Raw genomic sequence first — 20,365 nt, 5'->3', positions numbered from 1 at the left:
AACAGTTGACTTATTTTTACTGCCAGCGAAAAAGACCAGTAAAAGAAGCCAGGTAAACCCTTAAAAAATGGAAAATTTACCTATAAAACATCAAATCTTGACCCAAAGAAACATAAACTCAAATTAATGAAAAAAACTTTATTTTTTCAAATAATTAAAGAATTTGAAATCCAAGAATTCTCGTCAAGATATCAGTTATGGCCTCTGGACAAACAACCAGTGTCATAATGACAGCTACCAATGTTAAAAAGACACTTTAAACACAATCAAGATGACACCATCAAAAACACACAAACAAGTAATGCACTGATTAAAAACAAGAATAAAAGTTGGCACGTTGGCTGCTCTATGTAGGAAAACCTATCAAATAGACTTTGTCAGAGGGATGCCAATGAGCAGACAAAAATTCACCCTGATCGCACTGTTACTTGTGTTGGTCGCTTCTTTCACTGTACTTCTCAGTATCGGCAGTGAAATCTATCGGGAAAAACCACCGATTGCCGATGTCTATAGCGACAGCCAGGGCCAAGTGGTTTTCAGCGACAAGGACATAGAACAAGGGCAGTTGGTTTGGCGCTCCATGGGCGGACATCAACTTGGCTCAGTCTGGGGCCATGGCGCCTATGTGGCTCCGGATTGGACCGCAGACTGGCTACACCGTGAGGCCGAAGCCTGGCTGGATATTCGAGCCAAGGAGACATACAACAAGCCTTTCAATAGCCTGGACAAGAGTGCTCAGGCCGCATTGGAGCAAGCTTTAAGGGACGATTTGCGCCATAACACTGTCACTACAGACGAGAGAGGTCACACCCGGGTGGTGCTTTCCGACACCCGTATCGCCGCCATGGCGCAAGTGAGTCAGCACTATCAATCTTTGTTTGGTGACGATCCCGCGCTGAATGAGCTTCGGGAAGCCTATGCGATGAAAACCAATACCATAGGTTCTGCCGAGCGCCGTCAACAGCTCAATGCCTTCCTGTTTTGGGGCGCTTGGGCCGCAGTGACCGAGCGCCCGGATGCCAATTACAGCTACACCAATAATTGGCCCTACGATCCACAACTGGGCAATACACCGACATCAGACAATATCGTCTGGTCGATTCTGAGCATAGTGACTCTGCTGGCCGGTATCGGTGCCCTGGTTTGGTATCATGCCGCCGGCAAACATGAAGCCCTGCCAGCTCCTGCCACTGAAGATCCCCTGTTCAGACACAAACCCACCCCTTCACAAAAGGCCACGGGTAAATACTTCATTACCGCTATCGGCCTATTTCTGCTGCAAATACTGCTCGGTGGCGTCACGGCGCACTATGCGGTTGAGGGCCAGGAGTTTTACGGTATTCCCTTGAGTGAGATCCTGCCTTATTCAGTGACCCGCACCTGGCATACTCAACTGGCAGTATTCTGGATAGCGACGGCCTGGCTCGGTACCGGGCTCTATATCGCACCGGCGCTTTCCGGCCACGAGCCCAAATATCAACGCTTCGGTGTCAACCTATTGTGGGTCGCTCTGCTGGTAGTGGTGCTGGGCTCCATGGCCGGTGAATGGCTGGGGGTACAACAATACTTCTCACTGGACAACAACTTCCTCTTCGGTCACCAGGGATATGAATACATAGATCTCGGCCGGGTTTGGCAATTGCTGCTGTTGGCCGGATTGATGATCTGGCTGGCGCTGGTGAGCCGCGCTATGTTGCCCGCCCTGAAACAGGAATCTGAGCTAAAGCCTGTGCTCTGGGTACTCTACGCCTCTTGTGTTGCTATCGGCCTCTTCTATGGTGCCGGGCTGTTTATGGGTAAACACACTAACCTTGCCATCGCCGAATATTGGCGTTGGTGGGTAGTACATCTGTGGGTTGAAGGCTTCTTTGAAACCTTTGCCACCTCGGTTATCGCCCTGATGTTTGTGCGTCTTGGGCTTATCCGTGCCCGCAGTGCCAATGGTGCGGTACTCTTCTCTACCCTGATCTTCCTGACCGGAGGCCTGATAGGCACACTGCATCACCTCTATTTCACCGGCACACCCACTTCGGTCATCGCCTGGGGCGCTATCTTCTCGGCGCTGGAAGTGGTGCCTCTGGCCCTTATCGGTTTTGAAGCGGTGGAAAGCTATCGCCTGCGCCGGGCCGCTCCCTGGATGCAACGCTATCACTGGGCCATCATGTTCTTTGTTGCCACCGCTTTCTGGAATCTGGTGGGCGCCGGTGTACTGGGCTTCCTGATCAATCCACCGATTGCCCTCTATTACATTCAAGGGCTGAATACCACTGCCACCCACGCCCACGGCGCCTTTATGGGAGTCTACGGCATGTTGGGGATAGGCCTGATGTTGTTCTGCCTGTCAGGACTTGCCGGTAAACTGCGCTGGGAAGACAAGTGGCTCAAGGGGGCATTCTGGAGCCTGAATCTGGGACTGGCCGCCATGCTGTTCCTGTCATTGCTGCCGGTGGGCATAGTGCAGTTCTTTGCCGTGCTGGATCATGGCTACTGGTTTGCCCGCTCGGCAGAGGTGATCCACAGCCCGCTGGTAGAACGCCTGGTATGGATGCGGATGTTCGGTGACATCATCTTCTCCGTCGGCGGTTTATTGCTGGGCGCCTTCCTGCTGGGATTGTTGCGACAGGCGGTCAAGGCCAAACGCTTGGCCATTGCTACCAGTCACTAGCCACTCACACTGAAAAATAATGTCAAAATGACATTCCACTGTCCCTGGGGTAGACTCACCCCAGGGATTTTATTCAGGTCAGCTTATGCCACTCAGCCATTCCGATCTCACCCGTATCGCGCTGGATATCACCTCAGGTTTGCCAAACAGCGACAGATTCAGCCGTCTGCTGGCGACGGTACGGGACAATCTCCATTGTGATGCCGCCGCTCTGCTGCGATTTCAGGGCAATAGCTTTATCCCACTGGCAATCGACGGCCTCAGGGCCGATGTACTCGGTCGCAGCTTCAACATCACAGAGCACCCGAGACTGGAGGCCATCGCCCGCGCCGGCGATCTGGTGCGCTTTCCGGCAGACAGCCAATTGCCGGATCCCTACGATGGCCTGATAGCCGCCCACACAGATAAGCTCAAGGTGCATGCCTGTATCGGCCTGCCGCTGCTGGACAAGGAACAACTGATAGGCGCCTTGACCATAGATGGTCTGGACCCTTGCCAGTTCGACGATTTCAGCGATGAAGAGTTGCGAAGCCTGAGCGCCATCGCCGCCGCCTCCCTCGGCAATGCCCTGCTGCTGGATAAGTTGGAAAGCCTGTCGCTACAGAGCCAGAGTCAACCGCTGCCGGAAACCGGCCACAGTGAACTTCTGGGGGAAAGCCCGCAGATGTTGGCGCTGAAGCGGGAAATTGCCGTGGTCGCTCCCAGCGACCTGAACGTGTTGATCCTCGGTGAAACCGGCACGGGTAAGGAGCTGGTTGCCAAGGCAGTACACGCCGCCTCGCCCAGAGGCAACAAGGCTCTGGTGTACCTCAACTGCGCCGCCCTGCCAGAGTCGGTCGCCGAGAGTGAACTCTTCGGTCATGTCAAAGGCGCCTTTACCGGCGCCATCAGCAATCGCGCCGGTAAGTTTGAATTGGCCGACAAGGGGACTTTGTTTCTCGACGAGATAGGCGAGCTCAGCCTACCGCTGCAGGCCAAGTTACTCAGGGTGCTGCAATACGGCGATCTGCAACGGGTTGGCGAAGATAGAAGCCTGACAGTGGATGTGCGGGTTATCGCCGCCACCAATAAGGATCTCAAAACCGAGGTGGTTGAAGGCCGCTTTCGCGCCGATCTCTACCACAGGCTGAGTGTTTTCCCGCTACTTGTGCCGCCACTGAGAGAAAGGGGCCGCGACATACTGCTGCTTGCCGGGCATTTTCTTGAACGTTGCCGCAGCAAGCTGGGGCTGGAGCGCCTGAGTCTGTCCGCCGAATCGGAAGCCTGGCTGCTGGCCAACGACTGGCCCGGCAACGTCAGGGAACTGGAGCACCTGTTGCACCGTGCCAGCGTGTTGGCGCGCGCCGCCAGTGACCATAACCAATGCCAGTTGCAACTGGGTGAGTTGCAGTCAAAGAGCCCCTCTCCAAGTGCGCTGCCGCGCCAGTTGGACACCACAGTGCCTGCAGAAGCCATCACGCTCAAGCAAGCTACAGCGGAGTTCCAAAGACAGCTGCTGCGCAGTGTGTTGGAACGGCACCAATACAACTGGGCCGCCAGTGCCCGCGAGTTGGGTGTCGACCCTGGCAACCTGCATCGACTGGCAAAACGCCTGCAACTGAAATAGTTTTTTTGCCGCAATCTGTTGAAATCTGCGCCGGAAAAGGTAAGGATGCCTGCTCGACTCTGATGCCTGAAACCATGGCGACTGACAGCGTTTAATGAAGAAAAATATCCTATGACAAGAATTCCCCGCCTCGCCCTGTTACTGGGCCTGTTGCTTCCCGCCTGCCTGTCGCAGGCCGTTGAATATCCTCTGCCGCCAGAGGGCAGCAGTATCGTCGGTGACAACCAGTATTATGTGGTGCCCGATGACAAGCGCACACTGGAGAGTGTTGCCGACGAATATCAACTGGGGCTGACCAACATGACCGAGGCCAACCCAGGGGTCGACCCTTTTCTTCCCAAGCCCCGCAGCACATTGCTGATCCCTCACAAGCTGATCCTGCCGGATGCCCCCCGTAAGGGGATAGTGATAAACGTGGCCGAAATGCGCCTCTACTACTATCCCAAAGACAGCAATACGGTACAGGTCTTACCCATAGGCATAGGCCAGATAGGTCGGGATACCCCGGAAAACTGGGTGACCAAGGTTTATCGCAAACGCGCCAACCCCACCTGGACCCCAACGGCCAGGATCCGCAAGGAATATGCCGCCAACGGTATCACCCTGCCCAAGGTCTGGCCCGCAGGCCCGGATAACCCCATGGGCTTGTATGCGCTTTATATCGGTAACCTGTATGCCATTCACGGCACCAATGCCAGCTTCGGTATAGGCCTGCGTGTCAGCCAGGGGTGTGTCCGCCTGCGTAATCAGGATATCGAGCATCTGTTCAATACTGTGCCCAACGGCACCCGGGTACAGTTTGTCAATCAGCCGATAAAGGCCAGCCTGGAGCCTGATGGCGGTCGCTATCTGGAAGTGCATCAGCCGCTGTCGCGCACCGAGGCCGAGTTTGAATCCACCGCACCTGTGGTATTGAAGATGACCCCGGCCATCAGCCGCTTTATCGCCCATGCCGACACCGATTCGACCGTGCTCAAACGCCTGTTGGATGACAGAAGCGGTATTCCGACCCGCCTCAATCCCTGAAAGCCTTTCAAAAGCAAGACCCCAGCCTAGGCTGGGGTCTTGCTTTTGAGCGGTATCGCTTTTGGCTGTTACCCCTTGATGGGAGCCAACTGCTGCTGCACAAAGGCGTGCATCACGGCGCTGTTGGCCAGAATTCGCTGATCCAGGTTCTGGGTTGCCGGTGTTTCACTGCAAACACCCACCTTGGCACCGGTGCGAACCAGCCAGGCCTCGAACGAAGTATCAAAGTGGTTGAAGATGACCCCGTCTTGCACCGGACAGCCATCGATATCACCATCGGCGGCAATATCAAAGAAACGCCCCAGAGTATCACGCAGCTGCAAACTGAACTGGCCGGGTGATTGTCTGGGCTCAAAAGAATAGATATAGGTGTGCTGCTGCAACACATCTTCATGACAGGTCAATATGCCTTCACGGCTGGCGCCCTGCAGCAGTTGGCCATATTCCAGTAGCAGCTTGCCTTCAACCGAAGGTGAACTGGCTTCGCCCTCTTTGGGCTGTAAAAACCCCCGGTTGGGGTTTTCACCGAACTTATTGAATCTGTGCCCCTTGGCAAAGCCAGTGGGGTTGACCAAAGGCAACAAGCTTAGATTAATTCGCTCGAAAATATCCTGTTGCAGTTCACTGAGGAAATGCAGCATCCCCCAAGGGCCGGCAGCCTCTTCACCGTGGAATCCGGCACTGATCAACACAGAGGGCAGCTCCGCCGTCGCTGAGGGCGACTGATACAGCTCCAGTGGATAATCACCTATTTCGCCCAGCTTCTTGCGCCCCAACTGCAGACGATCAACTTCCTGTTGCAATTGGGCATAGAAATGTTCGATATCCGTACTGTCGCAGGCAAAAATGTCTGAATGCCATTGAAAAGATGCGAAGGGGGAACGGCTCATAGTGCTTTTATGACTCAGATGAATGAAGGGCAAAGCTATAATATCAGCTTTATATAAAAACAAAATCCATCTGAGCCAATAGCGCTCAAAAGCCCTGGACTCAATCGTCGCGGGTCAGGACTTCCAGCAGTTCAATTTCAAATTCAAGATCCGAATTCGGCTTGATCAGCGCCCCAACCTGGCGTTCGCCATAAGCCAAATGTGCCGGAACCTTGAGTCGGCGTTTGCCACCGACCTTCATCCCCATCAAACCCAGGTCCCAGCCCTTGATCACCCGCCCTGTGCCAATGACACACTGAAAGGGACGGCCCTTGTCCCAGGAAGAATCAAATTGAGTACCGTCACTCAACCAACCTCGGTAGTGAGCCGTAATAAGCGCTCCTTTCATCGCGGCTTTGCCCTGACCTTCCTCAATATCTATGATTGCCAATTCTGCCGTCATGGCTTGTTCCTCAACCTATGGCTCAAAAGGCGCATCTTAGCCGTAAAAGGAACTGAACACTATTCCATGAATAGATGAAGCGGCATGGCAGGCACTTTTCCTTCAGGCTCAAGCCCTTGCTATACTGGCCGCCCGCGGCACTTATATGGCACTTAAATAACAGTCACAGGATGAGACGTCCAGAATGAAGCACACAATTTCACTCTCTGAACGCTATGCCCAAGGCCCTTGGCAGCAAGACCCCGCCCAGTTGCCTGCGCTGGCAGCGCTTGATCAGCGTTTTCAGGCGCTCGGTCAGGGAAACAAAGTCCCCGGGCTCTACCTGTGGGGGGATGTCGGCCGCGGCAAGACCATGTTGATGGATCTCTTTTTCAATGCCGTCGAGGGGCAACCCAAGCTCAGACTGCATTTTCATCACTTTATGGCCAGGGTTCACAGAGATCTGAACCGCATCAGCGGCACCCGTGAGCCTTTGGATCAGATTGCCGCCACACTGGCCAAAGAATGCCGCCTGTTATGCTTCGATGAGTTTTTCGTCTCGGATATCGGCGATGCCATTATTCTCGGACGTTTACTCGAAGGCCTGTTTAACCGTGGCGTTATGCTGGTCAGCACTTCCAATACGCCAATCGAGCGCCTCTATGAAAACGGCCTGCAGCGAGAGCGCTTTTTACCGACTATCGACTTGTTGCAACAGAAGATGGAATCGCTGCACCTCAATGGCGAGCAGGACCATCGCCTCACCAAAGGCGCGCCCCATGCCCAGGCGGCACTTCCCCTGCTTCAGCTTGGCAATGAACCTGACTTCAGCCAGTGGTTTTCAAAAAACGCCTCGGGTCCAGGGCAACTCAACATCATGGGCAGAGCGCTTTTTTTCCAAGCCATGGAAGCCACACAATCACTGGCCTGGTTTCGCTTCGATCAGCTCTGCGAAGGGCCGAGATCCACTCTGGATTATATGGAGCTGGCCGAAACACTGGATACTCTGCTGCTGAGCCATGTGCCCAGGCTTGGCGGTGAGCGCCGCGGCTGGATCCGCGCCCGCGGCACCGAAGATGCTGCCGAAGCCGTCAGCACAGGCGATAGAAAACTCAGTTATGCTCCGGAGGATGATGCCGCCCGGCGCTTTATCGCCCTGATAGATGAGTTTTATGACAGGGGTAAACAACTGGTGCTGCATGCCCAAGTACCACTGGAGCAGCTTTATCAGGGCGGCGCCCTCAGCTTCGAGTTTCGCCGCACCTATAGCCGCTTAACCGAGATGCTGGGCAGCTCAGAGCTGGCGCCTGGCGTTATCCAATAGGCGCACTGACTCGGCCGCCTCGGTACGCATAGCGTCCAGCGCTTTGCTATCAAACAAGGTACCGCGATAGAAGAGCCCTCTTATCGATTGAGTGGCACCTATGTCCTGCAGCGGATTGTCCTGCAGCCATAGCAGTTCTGCCTTTTTGCCGACTTCAATGCTGCCATAGTCCTTGCTCTGGCCCATGAAGCGGGCGCCATTAATGGTAGCCGAGCGCAGAATATCGGCATTGTTCACCCCGGCCTGTTGCCAGAGTTGCAGCTCAGTGTGCAGCCCTTCGGCGGGGTAAACATAAGTGTTGAGCGCAGCAGAATCGCTGCCCGCCAGCAGGGTAACCCCGGCCTGCAACAGTTTTGGCAACTCGGCAGCCAGCGCTTGATAATGCTGCTTACGTGTCTGCCACTGCTGAGGTGTTTGCGCTCCCATACGCTCAATTCGCCAACGATATTTTTCGGTAAAAGCTCGGGTCAGAAACGCCATGAAAGGATCTTGGCTGTGATCTTGAGTATCGAGCCAGGCCAACTGGTGGCCGCCAATCAAGGTTGGTGTCACGGCAACGCCTTTGGCTGCCAACATGCGGTAACCCAGCTGCGCCTGCTCCGGGTCGAACCCATCACGATACGCCTGACTCGCCTGCTTAGTGCTCATACGTCCGGCCGCAACCGCAGCAGCAATTTGAGGCTCTTGGGCATTTCCCAGCCTAAGTACATATGAAGCATGTTCTATGCTGGACAGCCCGCTCTTGGCGGCTTCGAAAATGCTGACCCCATAGGGAATATGGCTGGATACCAGATGTCCACGGGCACGGGCCTCTTTGAGTGTTTCCAGATAGAGAGCCGCCGGCATGGTATTTTCAGTGATCTTGATAAAGTCGACCGCCATACTTTCAAGCTTGTCCATGCCTTGACGCATTTCGGCGCCGTCGGCCACTTCCAGATCGCCATTCCAGACAGAGTCCGGACCTTCAAACTTCTGCCCGGCGCTGAAAATTTTCGGCCCCAAACGGTTACCGGACTCAATCTGTTTACGCCATAACAGCACTTCCGGCGCCAGATCGCTGGCCGCTTCACGCACCGCGGTAATGCCGTAACTTAAGTAAAGCGGCAGTAACAGGGCATTGTCCTCCACCAGTTCCCGGCCTTCGAAGTGCACATGCATGTCCCACAAAGATGGCATCAAAATGCCGCCCTGAAGATCCACAGTGCGCTCAGCCGTTAACTTGGCAGAGCTGTCTTCAATGGCGCTGATCCGCCCCTCATCGATCGCCAGTTGTTTACCTGATAGCAAACGCCCCTGCTCCACATCCAGCAAACTGAAATTGGTCAGCAGCCACTCATGGGGTTTGGCCTGCAGCGGCGGGGGAAATGATGTGGCCAAGAGACATAACAGCGACAGTTTTTTCAATGACATTCCGGCTTCCTTAATTATTATTTTAGGTCTAATAAACAAATTGTTATCAACAGTTCCAGGTCTCTGGAGAGTTACAACGCCAACCTCTCCTGCCGAGGAATGATTTCGGCCTTATTGAGCATGAACCTTGGAAACTCGTTGCTGCTCATCTGTCACCCGGCGCGCAGGCAAACCTGATGGACCAAAACCAAAACAAAGCACGGTCACCACCAAGACAAACAACCAATGCAACAACCACAGTGGAGCAAAATCGGTACTGCTCTGCATCACAGGCGCTGCGCCATCAAGCAACAAGGGCGGTAAGATCAAGGGAGGCAGCGCCGCCAGCAGGAAGCCGCCGCCCTGCACCATGGCACTGAGGCCGGCCGTCTGCTCGGCGCCGCGGTATTCTTCATGCACCAGGAGCAAGGTAAGTGAAAAGCTGCCGCCAAGCCCCACGCCAAGCAGCAGACTCCAAAGCACAGGGGCGCCCTGAGGCCACAAAGCCAAGGCCATAAAGCCTACTAATTGCGCGATAAGAGCCAACCACAACCAGGGACGGCGGTCGGCTTTTGCTTGCTTGCCGGCGAAACGACCTGCCAGCAGCGGCAACGTCAGGGCTGAAAACATCTGTGCCAGCGCCATCAGGGCCACCAGCCGCCCACTTGCAAGCTGAGACATGCCCAGTTTCTGATAGCTGAGCGGTAACCAAGCCACCAGGCTGGCATAGCCTCCATTGATAAGCCCGAAACTCAGCAACAAAGACCAGGCCTTCGCCCGGCGCCATGGCAAGCTTGGTTTAGCGGGCGCGGGATTATCCTCCCCTGATGTACTCACAATAGAGCCTTCAGTCAGAGGTGCAACTCTGGAAACAGCCGGTTGAGAGTCACGCCTGGCCAACCAAAGTGCGAGTAACAATACAGGTATGCAAGGCAGCGCCCACAATGCCAACACCGAAGCCCCCTCTGAAAACAGCGTCATCAACCAAGGGGTGACTCCAGCGCCCAGAGCGCCGCCGCCCATCAACAGCGCCGAGTATCCCCCCATTAATACCGGCAAGTGTCCGGCGAAATGCTGTTTGATAAGCCCTGGTAACTGCAGTTGCATCCAAGCTACGGCAAGCCCGGCCAGCAAGGTGGAGAGCCAAAGCAGTGGCATAGTAACTCTTGCTCTGAGTACCAGCGCCAAAGTCAGCAAGCCGAGGCTAAGAGCCACACCGGGCAAGCTGGAGAGCCTTTTAGGTAGCCAAGGGGCAGTCAGTGCTCCAACTCCCATCAGCAACATGGGCATTGAGGTCAGCCATCCCAGAGCCTGCACCTCAATACCAAGCTCGCTACTGAGCTGTACCAGCAAAGGCCCGGGCGATGTCAGAAAAGGCCTCAACGCCAGTGCACCACCAAACAATAACAGCAGCAGAGCCACTGCTTTCAGCCTGGTCAAATACGGCTGTTGAAGTGTCATTGCTCTTCGCTATCCCCAGCTGGATTTGCCTGAGCATCATGTGCCAAAGCGCCATAGAGCCAGGCAGGTTCAAAGGAGCTTTGACAACGACGAATGGTAAACCCCGGGCTTTGTGCAAGCTTTTGGCTCTCCAAACCCAGCAAACCATAGCTGGCTTCACTGGAGAATCCCCAGAATTCGGCATCGTGATTATCGAATACATAGCGTATCTCACGTATACCTGCCATCAAGGCGGCAGCCAAACACATGGGGCAAGGGTGACCACTGGCGTAGAGCACGGCACCATCGAGTTGTGTCGTCTCTAATGACTTGGCCGCCGCACGTATGGCCTGCATTTCGGCGTGAGCCGAAGGGTCGCAGTCGGCTGCGACTCGGTTGACACCTTGTGCAATAATCTCCCCGTCTTTCAGCAACAGGGCGGCAAAGGGTCTGGCGCCGGACAGCAGATTATCTTTGGCCTTGATCACCAAGTGTTCTATTAGATCGGCTTCTGTCAGCGGCATGCTTGTGAGTGTTGCTTTCATTCTGTGGCTTCCAGGCAAATTTTCCATCCAGTCTAAAAACTGCCTATTTGATTTGGAAATTAAATAATGAAATATTCATCAGTGGAATTCTCACTAATCCGGTACTGATGAAAACACCTCATTCTCCCGCCAACCTGGCACTGATCGATCCTGTATTACTGCGGGCCTTTGTCGCCGTCGCCGACAGTGGCAGTTTCACCCGCGCCGCGGCCGCCACTCACCTGACCCAGTCAACAGTTAGCCAGCAGCTTCGCCGTCTGGAGCAACAATTGGGTTATCCTTTACTGGATCGCAGTGGCCGTTATGCCCAAACCACACCTGAAGGTGAGCGACTGCTTACTTATGCCAGACAGATACTGGCGCTGATGCGGGAAGCCGGAGGTCGAACACAAGAGGCGTTTACCCCACTTCGATTGGGAGTGCCGGAGGATTTTGCCGGTGAGGTACTGACCCAGGTGTTGGCCGAGCTGCAACGCCAGGAGCCGACATTACAACTGGAACTGACATCTGGGCTGAGCCAAGGCCTTTATGAAGCATTTCGTGATGGCAAACTGGATATAGTGCTGGTGAAACAACGCCTCGGCGCCAGTCGCGGCGTCACCTGCTGGCCAGAACCTGTTTGCTGGTTCGACAGTCGCAGCCACTCGCTGGCAGAAAAGCGCCCGCTACCTTTGGTTGCCTTTCCCAATGGTGGTTTATATCGAAGTGAGATGATCCAGCTGCTTGATGAAACCGGGATAGAGTGGCAAATGGTGCAAGTCAGTAATTCACTGTCACAGGTGAAAGCCGCTGTAGCCGCAGGCATAGGAGTGAGCCTGTTGCCCAAACGCCTGCTCACAGACGCTCATATTCAGCAAGAGACTCTGCCACCGCCATTACCGATGGAACTGGTACTGCATGCTGCGCCCAGCCTGAACCATATGGGCAAGCGGTTAATTCAGGACTTGGTCGCCCGTTGCAATGACTTGATGGTTACTTAAGAAAACAAAACGCAAACCCAGCTAATCGCGCCCCGGCTTTCTGCGGTACATCAAGCCGTCGGCCTGAGCCATCAACTCGGCCAAGCTCCTGGGTTGGGCCGGATCGTATAGGGCTTCTCCGAGGCTGGCACGGATCTGATAGGGTTTTGCCAAGCGGAAGTTGAGTTCGGCCAAGGCTTTACGGAACCTCAACTTGATGGCCCTGACATCCAATGGTCGCAAATGGGTCAGCAGTACGGCAAACTCATCACCTCCAAGCCTGGCTACCACATCCGACTCGCGGAAACAGCTCACCAGCATGGCGGCAAAGGCCTGCAACACGGCATCACCTTCACTGTGACCATAGGTATCATTAATGGGCTTGAATTCGTTGAGATCCAGATACAGCAAGGCACCGTAGAAACTTTCACGACAACAGGAAGACAGTGCCATCTCCCCCAGTAACTCAAAGCCCCGGCGGTTGGCCACGCCGGTGAGTTCATCCTGACAGACCTCTTCCATATGCTGCAGTTCGTTTTCCACCATATGGCCGAGATCTTCCAGACACAGCTTATCTTCCTGGGACAGTTCTCTTGGGCGTACATCTATGATGCAGAAGGTGCCAACCCGACAACCATTGCGCATAGTCAAAGGATAACCGGCATAAAAGCGGATATGGGGAGCGCCGGTAACCAGAGGGTTGTCGGCAAAACGAGGGTCCTTGAGAGTATCCGGGATCAGCATGGATTCAGGCGACAGGATGGCATGACCACAAAACGACTGATCTCTGGGTGTCTCCCTGAGGGAGATACCTAAGGAAGGTGCGAACAAGTCCCATGCGTGCTCTGCGTCGGCTTACAGGCCTGGATGCAAGGCGTGGTTCGCAGCAAATGGCCCTAGTCCTTTGCAAGAAGCACAACACAGCAGGCAGGCCTGTAAGCCACGCCCTTCGGGGCTTTCACAGCAACCGGCTCTCTGCGTTATCTGACTTCGACAGGCCCCGGCATGCCTTCAGTCAGATGCCTTGAACGCCAATTGCTGTGTCAGCCAGAGTGCCGCGAGGACTTATTCGCACCTTCCCTAAGCTGGACTTGAACCATTGTCGTTTGGCATCAACCAGACTAACCAAACAGATGGGCACTTCAAACAGTCGCTGCGCCATGCGGCTGATGCGATCAAAGCGCTCCTCTGCTTCGGTATCCAACACCCCGAGTCCTTGCAGGGTAGCCAGCCTTAGTGGCTCATCCAAGGGCTTTGGGGGTCTTGGCATAGGCATTCCTCAACAGTGGCTTCAGGCAAAGCAATCGACAAAACTTCTCCGTTAACTATAGATAGCCTGAGCGCACCGGTAAACTATTGCCCCAGGATAAGCTCATAGATGTTACTGACCCGTTCGGCCTGCTCCGCCACTTTTTCCTGTGCCACCAGCCCAGGCAAACCGGCCAGAGTCAACCTGTGGTTTTCATCCCTCAGCATGCAATAGGCCTGGGTCAGATGCTGCGCCGACATCAAGGGCAGCAGTTCAAGCTCGGCCAACACCTCAAAAATCCGCACATTATCAGACCAGATACACAGCTCGGGGTGCTTATGGGCATGGGCCAGCACCAAATACTGAGCGATAAACTCAATATCGGCGATACCGCCAACGCTTTGTTTAAGATCGAACATTCCCTGCGGCGCTTTGAGCAGATGGTCGCGCATCTTGAGGCGCATCTCACGCACTTCGCTGGCCAGCTGTTTCCTGTCTCTTGCTTGGCGCAGCACGCTGTCACGCACCGCCTGAAATTCCTGCGCCAAGGCGTTATCACCGAAGACAAAGCGGGCACGAACCAAAGCCTGATGTTCCCAAGTCCAGGCCTCCTGCTGCTGATACTCGCCGAAATGCCCAATTTCACTGACCAAGAGCCCGGAGGCGCCCGATGGTCGCAGGCGCATGTCTACCTCGTAAAGCTCGCCCGACATGGTGCGGGTGGAAAACAGGTGTAATATCCGCTGCGCCAGTTTGAGATAGAAGTGCCCTACATCCAACGGCTTGTCACCGTCAGTCGAGCCGCCCTTGGCATTGTGCAGAAACACCAGGTCGAGATCCGAGCCGTAGCCCAGCTCAATGCCCCCCAGCTTGCCATAGCCGACGACGGCAAAACCTATCTCGCCGTCAGCCAGGCCAGGCGGCACGCCGTGGCGCTCTGTCATTTGCTGCCAGGCCTGTTGCACCACTTGCTCTATGATGGCCTCGGCAAGAAAAGTCAGGTGATCGCTGACCTGCATGATAGGTAAGACCCCGGTGACATCCGCGGCGGCAATTTTCAACTGTTGCGACAGTTTAAACTGCCTGAGCGCCTCCATCTGCTGCTCCATATCCTCTTCCGGAACCCGCAGCAGGTATTGGCGCAGTTCACTGCCGTAGTCATCCAGAGAGGTGGTGTCATAAAGCTGCGCCGGATCGATCAGTTCATCCAGCAACATGGGGAATTTCGCCAGCTGCTGGGCAATCCAAGGACTGGCACAACACAGGCTCACCAATTGTTGGCGGGCGCCGGGATTTTCACACAGAAGTTCAAGATAAGTGGTACGGGTCAGGATCTGCTCCAGTACGCCGGTTACCGGCTTGAATGCCTTGCCGGGATTGGGCTGCAGCGTCAGCTCCTCAAGCATTTTCGGCATCAGCTTATCCAGGGTATCCCGCCCTCTTGGCCCTATGGCCCGGCGTGATACCGTCTCGCGCCAATGAGCCAGACTGCTCCAGAGTTCATTGTCTTCTATGCCCCGCTCGGCCAGCAGCGATTGTATGTCTTCCTCGCTGTCACAGACCCAGAGCTGGCAGGCCCAGCTATCACTTTGCTCCTCATTGTCTTCATCACCGCCGACGGTATCGCGAAAATGGCGATGAATCTTGAACATGGCGGCCTCAACCTCACTGCGCAGCTCTGCCTCATTGGCCATCCCCAACGCGTAGCAGAGACGATGCCAATCCAGGCCGTTATCCGGCAGGGTTTGGGTCTGTTTATCCCCTATGGCCTGCAACAGGTTTTCTACCCGGCGCAGCAGCAGATAACTCTGCTTGAGTTCATCTACTGCCAGGTACTCAAGTTGCCCCAAACTAAAGAGGGTATCTATGGCATCGAACAGGCTTTGACTGCGCAGCGCCGGCTCCCGGCCGCCGCGGATAAGCTGAAAACTCTGCACCACGAACTCCACTTCGCGGATACCGCCGGCACCGAGTTTGATGTTGTCCTTGAGCTGTCGTCGACGCACTTCCTGGGCAATCAGGCGCTTCATCCGCCTTAAGGAATCTATGGCAGAAAAGTCGATATAACGCCGGTAAACAAAGGGGCGTAGCAGGTCGTGAAGCTCATCCGAGTATTGAGTCCAGGGACCAAGCGCGCGGGCTTTGACCATGGCGTAACGCTCCCAGTCACGCCCCTGCTCCTGATAATAATCCTCAAGGGCGCTGTAGCTGACCACCAGCGGGCCACTCTCTCCATAGGGGCGCAAACGCATGTCGACACGGAACACGAAACCGTCGACTGTGACCTGCCCCAGCAGATTGACCAGGCGTTGCCCCATGCGGATAAAGAACTGCTGGTTATCCAGGCTGCGCCGACCGCCCTGGGTCTCACCGTGTTCCGGAAAGGTAAAGATCAAGTCGATATCAGATGAGAAGTTCAGCTCACGGCCGCCCAGCTTACCCATCCCCAGGATCATCAAAGGTTGTGGCTTGCCGTTGCAGTCACAGGGGGTTCCCAGACTCTGGCACATTTCGCGATAGAGCCAGTCTCTGGCGCCGATGATCAGCGCCTCTGCCAATACAGAGAGATCGAGCAGTGACTCCTGCAGCGGGCTATAACCCATGAAGTCGCGCCAGGCGAGGCGCACCATTTGCCGGTTGCGATAGTTTCGCAGCACTGACTTGGCGGTTTCTTCCTGGGTGACAGGGTCGAGCAGGGATTGGATTTCGTCGGCAAAGTCTTGTCTATCCAGGCGAGTGAGCTGGCCGCTAAAGAAGGGGGCAATCCATTCAGGGTGGCGGCACAGCTGAGTGGCAACATAATCACTCAGGCCCATAACCCGCTGCAGCTCCTGCTGCTCTATGAGGCTGAGCTCGGTGACCACCTCAGGCCAGCGCTCCACCAGCAGATGCCAATGCTTACCGGCCTGTTTGCACAGCAACTCGGAAAACGGCTTTTGACTGTCACACCCCAATTCCATAGTTATCCCTGTTCGATTGTATTCAAGACCATTTAGACATATTATGTCATCTTTGCCGCACAAACGTCCGCTCGACATGGATTTTAACCGGCCGATGCAGATGATTCTGACTTCACCCCAATTCTTGTGGGTGATACTCTGTGCACAGATTACACCAACTTGCACTGACGGCCTACGGGGACCAGAGGTTTTAGCACCGTTTGCCGGGCTCAAGTGCTTATCATAATGGAGAAAACATGGCAGGAATGCTGATCCGTATTCTCAGTCTGCTGATGCTGTTATCACTGACAGCCTGCGGTGACGACAGACCCGAGCAGATTGCCCAGTTGCAACAGCTGAATGACCAACGTCTGGAAAAACTCGGCCAGATGCTGGACAAAGACCAGCTGCGCAATGGCATCTTACTCAAACAGTATGGTCAAATTCTGGCGCAGCAGCGGCCGGAGCTACAGCCGCTGGTGGAGCAACTGACACTGGATGCCACCAGTAAGGGACCACTGTACAAGTCACTGGAAAGCAGGGTGAAAGACGCCAAGGTGGCGAGCAACTTTGTCAATCTTGACCAACAGTTGGAAGAGGGAAACAACCTCTATCAAGCGCTGGACTCTAGCCTGTTCAACGACATGCTGTCAGATCCCGTCAATGTGATTGCCGATATGTCAGAGGGCAAACTCGCCAGGGTCAACGCCATCAGCCGCGAGGCTTCAACCCTGGCCAATGGCTCGGAAGACTTTGGTGCCGGCAGCCAGTTAGTGGGTAACCCCGCCTATGGCCAGTGGCAAACCGATTCCAACGGCATGTCCTTTTGGGCCTGGTATGGCATGTACTCCATGTTTTCCAACCTGTTCCACAGACCGGTTTATTATGACAACTGGTCCAGAGGCAGGGATTACAGCTACTACAATGATGTGGGGCGCTATCGCTATACCTCCCCCAAGCAGGCCAAGGCCCAAACCCAGGTCTATGAGCGCACCAAAAAACGTTTCGACTCTCAAGGCAAACGCTTTGACAGCCCTTATGCCAAGTCCCGCTCCGGCTCCAGCGCCCTCTCTCGTCAGAGCAGCGCCGCACCCAAGCCATCCAGCAGTGGACAATCGGCCAGCAAGTTTCGCTCAAATTACTCTAAAGACAGCAGTTTCCGTAATTCTGGCAGTCGCACCAGCCGTGGTGTCAGCCGGGGCAAATAACTCAGCCAGGATCACAACTTAAGGAATGAACATGACTCTATTTCAGGAATTCGGCATCACTCAGGAACTGGCCGTCATACTCGCCATCGACCTTTCTATCGCCGTGGTACTGCTCACTCTGACCCGCTACCTGCAGGGCTGGAGTGTTCGGGTAAACAGCAGTGAAGAGCTGGCAGTCAGAGACAACTTCGCCTTCGGCATCAGCACCGCCGGCGCTGTGGCGGCACTGGGTATAGTACTGACCGGCGCCATTACCGGCGCCGCCGCTCACAGTTATCTGCAGGAAGCCATCGGCATGAGCGCCTACGGCCTGTTTGGTCTAGTGCTAATCAAACTGGGGCGCTTTTTGCACGATAAAATCGCCTTGAATAATATCGACAAGAATGCCCTGGTGCTCAAAGGCAATGTGTCGGTTGCCATAGTCGATGCCTCGGCCGCTATCGCCACTGCGATTATTATCCGCGCCGTGCTGCTATGGGCCGAAGATCTGACCCTGGATACCTTTATTGCCATCCTCAGCGCCTTTGCTATTTCTCAATTGATGCTGGTGTTGCTGACCCGCCTCAGAGAGAATCGCTACGCCGCCCGCAACCAGGACAGCTCAATGCAGCAAGCGCTGGCGCAGGGAAATACCGCCCTGGCGATACGCCATGCCGGGGCGATGATCGCCATGGCACTGAGCTTCAATGCCGCCAGTCACTTTATCGTCTTCAGCCCTGAAGCCTATGTCACCAACGCCCTTGGCTGGCTGGTGTTCTCCTTCATTATGTTGGTGGTACTGAGCCTGTTGCTACCCTTGGTCAAACTCCTGGTGCTGGCAAAAATTGACCTCGCCGATGAGGTGGAGAAGCAGCACAACATAGGCTTGGCCGCTGTTGAAATGGCGATCAGCATAGCGGTTGCGCTGATCCTCACCGCTTTGATGGCCTGATCCCGTGGCATTAAGTAGTCACGCCAACACCCAAGAGCCCAACAGACGTCACTTAGGTGCCCTCGATGATGCCCTGCTTCTGGGGATCATGGGGGTACTGGCGGCCTGTGGTCTGATATACGAATACCTGCTTTCCCATTATGCCGGGCGCATTTTGGGCGCCCTCGAGGCGGCCATCTACACCATGATAGGCTTGATGATAGTCTCCATGGGCTTGGGGGCCTTTGCCGCCCGCAAGATAAAGTGCGCCTTCAGCGGCTTTGCAGTATTGGAATTGACTGTCGCCTTGCTGGGCTCACTGGCGATTCTGATCACCGCGGCCGTCATCGGCTTTGGCCACGAGCTGCCGGAACTGATAGGACGAACCCTGGGGCTACCGCCGGATCATCTGCCTCAGGGTGGCTTTATCGGCCGTTTTCAGGAGTTGTCCCGCTACCTGCCCTATTTCTGGGGTGTGTTGCTCGGTTTGATGATAGGCATGGAGATCCCGCTCATTGCCAGGGTGCGTCAGGCACTGTCCGATGAACACCTGCTGCACAATGCCGGCACCATTTATGGCGCCGACTATATAGGTGCTGGTGTGGGTGCGGCGCTCTGGGTCGGCTTTATGCTGGCGCTGGATATCCAGCTGGCTGCAGCCATGACCGCCGCCTTTAACCTCTTGGCCGGGTTTATCTTTATCATCCGCTTCAGGGACAGGATCCGCGCCGCCAACTGGTTACTGGCGGCACACGTACTGGCCACAGGAGTGCTGCTGATGCTGGCCATCAAGGGGCCGACCTGGGAGCAAGGATTCAACAACCTCCTGTATCAAGACAAGGTGGTCTATGCCAAGGCTACCCGGTTTCAGCAACTGACACTGACCAAGCGCCTGATGGGTAACCATCTGCCGCCTGTTTACTCCCTCTATATCAATGGCCGGCTGCAGTTCTCCTCCAGCGATGAGCATATCTATCACGCCTTTCTGGTACATCCGACTCTGGCTGCCAGTGCCCGTCACGACAAGGTGTTGATCATAGGCGGCGGTGATGGATTGGGCTTGAAACAGGTACTGAAATGGCAACCCAAGCAGGTCACTCTGGTGGATCTCGATGCCGAGATGGTCAAACTGTTCAAAGAACCTGGGGCTGAAGTACCGGAAGATCTCAGGACAGCATTGCTCGGCCTCAACGGCAACGCCTTTGCCGATCCCAGGGTGGAAATGGTTTTCGACGATGCCTTTAACGGTGTCGACCGCTTGCTGGCCCGCGGCGATAAGTACGATGCCATCATAGTGGATCTGCCTGATCCCTCACATCCGGATCTCAATAAGCTCTATTCAGACCTGTTTTATAAAAAACTCAGGGAACTTTTGAGCGCAGATGGGGCCATCAGTATACAGTCCACCTCGCCTTACCATGCGACCAAGGCCTTTATCTCTGTAGGCAAGACCCTGGCACTGGCGGGATTCAAGGTGAATCAGTATCACCACAATGTGCCCAGCTTTGGCGAATGGGGCTGGACCATAGGGACACTCAATGGCCAGGACGCCAAGAGCCGGCTGCAGCAGATGCAGCAACTGCCGGTAGAGGATGACTGGTTGACGCCCGGGCTTATTCGCGGAGCCTTCGAGTTTCCGAAACAGTTTTACACTAAGATGGACCAGGTTCAGCCCAACACCATAGGCTCACTGCAGCTGTATTACTACCACCTGCAGGCATGGACAGATGAACAGGGTGTAGCAACCTTTTAAACAGGCAAAGATAACGCTTGACATATTATGTCTCGGTGTTA

At 55.0% G+C, this 20,365-nt stretch carries 15 protein-coding genes and 1 pseudogene; 8 read left to right on the top strand and 8 right to left on the bottom strand.

The window, feature by feature from the left end; genetic code table 11:
• Nucleotides 1-391 precede the first annotated feature (391 nt).
• The 3 genes from HCX89_RS11835 to HCX89_RS11825 all read left to right on the top strand — a co-directional run bounded on the left by HCX89_RS11835 (nt 392) and on the right by HCX89_RS11825 (nt 5,297).
• Nucleotides 392-2,665, top strand: coding sequence for a nitric-oxide reductase large subunit (locus tag HCX89_RS11835; protein WP_107005572.1), 2,274 nt, complete (start codon nt 392-394; stop codon nt 2,663-2,665).
• 85 nt (nt 2,666-2,750) lie between these two features.
• On the top strand, nt 2,751-4,271 hold the full coding sequence (gene norR, locus HCX89_RS11830; RefSeq protein WP_045283115.1) for a nitric oxide reductase transcriptional regulator NorR: 1,521 nt from the start codon (nt 2,751-2,753) through the stop codon (nt 4,269-4,271).
• A gap of 111 nt (nt 4,272-4,382) precedes the next feature.
• A complete protein-coding gene (locus HCX89_RS11825) occupies nt 4,383-5,297 on the top strand; it encodes a L,D-transpeptidase family protein (protein ID WP_025890079.1) in 915 nt (304 codons plus the stop codon).
• 68 nt (nt 5,298-5,365) lie between these two features.
• Here HCX89_RS11825 and HCX89_RS11820 read toward each other — a convergent pair whose 3' ends face one another.
• On the bottom strand, nt 5,366-6,187 hold the full coding sequence (locus HCX89_RS11820; protein WP_025890080.1) for a M14 family metallocarboxypeptidase: 822 nt from the start codon (nt 6,185-6,187) through the stop codon (nt 5,366-5,368).
• A 100-nt stretch (nt 6,188-6,287) separates the two neighbouring features.
• Nucleotides 6,288-6,629, bottom strand: a complete 342-nt coding sequence (locus tag HCX89_RS11815; RefSeq protein ID WP_144218536.1) for an FKBP-type peptidyl-prolyl cis-trans isomerase — start codon at nt 6,627-6,629, stop codon at nt 6,288-6,290.
• Nucleotides 6,630-6,813: 184 nt separating this feature from the next.
• Here HCX89_RS11815 and zapE point away from each other — a divergent pair, with 184 nt between their 5' ends.
• Nucleotides 6,814-7,932 carry a cell division protein ZapE gene (gene zapE / locus HCX89_RS11810; protein WP_167716153.1) on the top strand — a complete coding sequence of 373 codons (1,119 nt, stop codon included), beginning with the start codon at nt 6,814-6,816 and terminating at the stop codon, nt 7,930-7,932.
• On the opposite strand, the gene HCX89_RS11805 is transcribed toward zapE, so the two are convergent.
• The 3 genes from HCX89_RS11805 to HCX89_RS11795 all read right to left on the bottom strand — a co-directional run bounded on the left by HCX89_RS11805 (nt 7,903) and on the right by HCX89_RS11795 (nt 11,306).
• Nucleotides 7,903-9,342 (bottom strand): amidohydrolase family protein, encoded by a 1,440-nt coding sequence (locus tag HCX89_RS11805; protein ID WP_167716151.1) that lies wholly within the window; start codon nt 9,340-9,342, stop codon nt 7,903-7,905. The genes zapE and HCX89_RS11805 overlap by 30 nt on opposite strands.
• A 111-nt stretch (nt 9,343-9,453) precedes the next feature.
• Nucleotides 9,454-10,782 carry an MFS transporter gene (locus HCX89_RS11800; protein ID WP_144191757.1) on the bottom strand — a complete coding sequence of 443 codons (1,329 nt, stop codon included), beginning with the start codon at nt 10,780-10,782 and terminating at the stop codon, nt 9,454-9,456.
• The gene (locus tag HCX89_RS11795; RefSeq protein WP_052678628.1) at nt 10,779-11,306 is read right to left on the bottom strand and encodes a nucleoside deaminase; all 528 of its coding nucleotides are present in this window, start codon (nt 11,304-11,306) and stop codon (nt 10,779-10,781) included. The genes HCX89_RS11800 and HCX89_RS11795 overlap by 4 nt, the downstream gene beginning before the upstream one ends.
• A gap of 107 nt (nt 11,307-11,413) precedes the next feature.
• On the opposite strand from HCX89_RS11795, the gene HCX89_RS11790 reads away from it, so the two are divergent.
• Complete coding sequence (locus HCX89_RS11790; RefSeq protein WP_167716149.1) at nt 11,414-12,286, top strand: LysR family transcriptional regulator; 873 nt, start codon at nt 11,414-11,416, stop codon at nt 12,284-12,286.
• 21 nt (nt 12,287-12,307) lie between these two features.
• On the opposite strand, the gene HCX89_RS11785 is transcribed toward HCX89_RS11790, so the two are convergent.
• From HCX89_RS11785 to glnE, 3 genes and pseudogenes are all read right to left on the bottom strand, one after another.
• Nucleotides 12,308-13,096 carry a sensor domain-containing diguanylate cyclase gene (locus HCX89_RS11785; RefSeq protein ID WP_082052689.1) on the bottom strand — a complete coding sequence of 263 codons (789 nt, stop codon included), beginning with the start codon at nt 13,094-13,096 and terminating at the stop codon, nt 12,308-12,310.
• Nucleotides 13,097-13,322: 226 nt separating this feature from the next.
• Nucleotides 13,323-13,535: pseudogene (locus HCX89_RS11780) on the bottom strand (GGDEF domain-containing protein); the annotation flags it as partial.
• An 83-nt stretch (nt 13,536-13,618) separates the two neighbouring features.
• Nucleotides 13,619-16,474, bottom strand: coding sequence for a bifunctional [glutamate--ammonia ligase]-adenylyl-L-tyrosine phosphorylase/[glutamate--ammonia-ligase] adenylyltransferase (glnE, locus tag HCX89_RS11775; RefSeq protein ID WP_115389209.1), 2,856 nt, complete (start codon nt 16,472-16,474; stop codon nt 13,619-13,621).
• 236 nt (nt 16,475-16,710) lie between these two features.
• Between glnE and HCX89_RS11770 the strand changes: the two genes are divergently transcribed.
• The 3 genes from HCX89_RS11770 to HCX89_RS11760 are packed head-to-tail and all read left to right on the top strand — an operon-like array spanning nt 16,711 to nt 20,324.
• On the top strand, nt 16,711-17,661 hold the full coding sequence (locus HCX89_RS11770; protein ID WP_025888554.1) for a hypothetical protein: 951 nt from the start codon (nt 16,711-16,713) through the stop codon (nt 17,659-17,661).
• A gap of 31 nt (nt 17,662-17,692) precedes the next feature.
• Nucleotides 17,693-18,592 (top strand): DUF350 domain-containing protein, encoded by a 900-nt coding sequence (locus HCX89_RS11765; RefSeq protein ID WP_025010360.1) that lies wholly within the window; start codon nt 17,693-17,695, stop codon nt 18,590-18,592.
• Between the two features lie 4 nt (nt 18,593-18,596).
• Nucleotides 18,597-20,324: a polyamine aminopropyltransferase gene (locus HCX89_RS11760; protein WP_129979129.1), complete on the top strand. Its 1,728-nt coding sequence runs from the start codon at nt 18,597-18,599 to the stop codon at nt 20,322-20,324.
• Nucleotides 20,325-20,365: the final 41 nt, after the last annotated feature.

It is taken from the genome of Shewanella sp. Iso12 (assembly GCF_012030025.1).
GTDB lineage: Bacteria > Pseudomonadota > Gammaproteobacteria > Enterobacterales > Shewanellaceae > Shewanella > Shewanella algae.
This window is presented reverse-complemented; position numbering and strand designations above follow the sequence as displayed.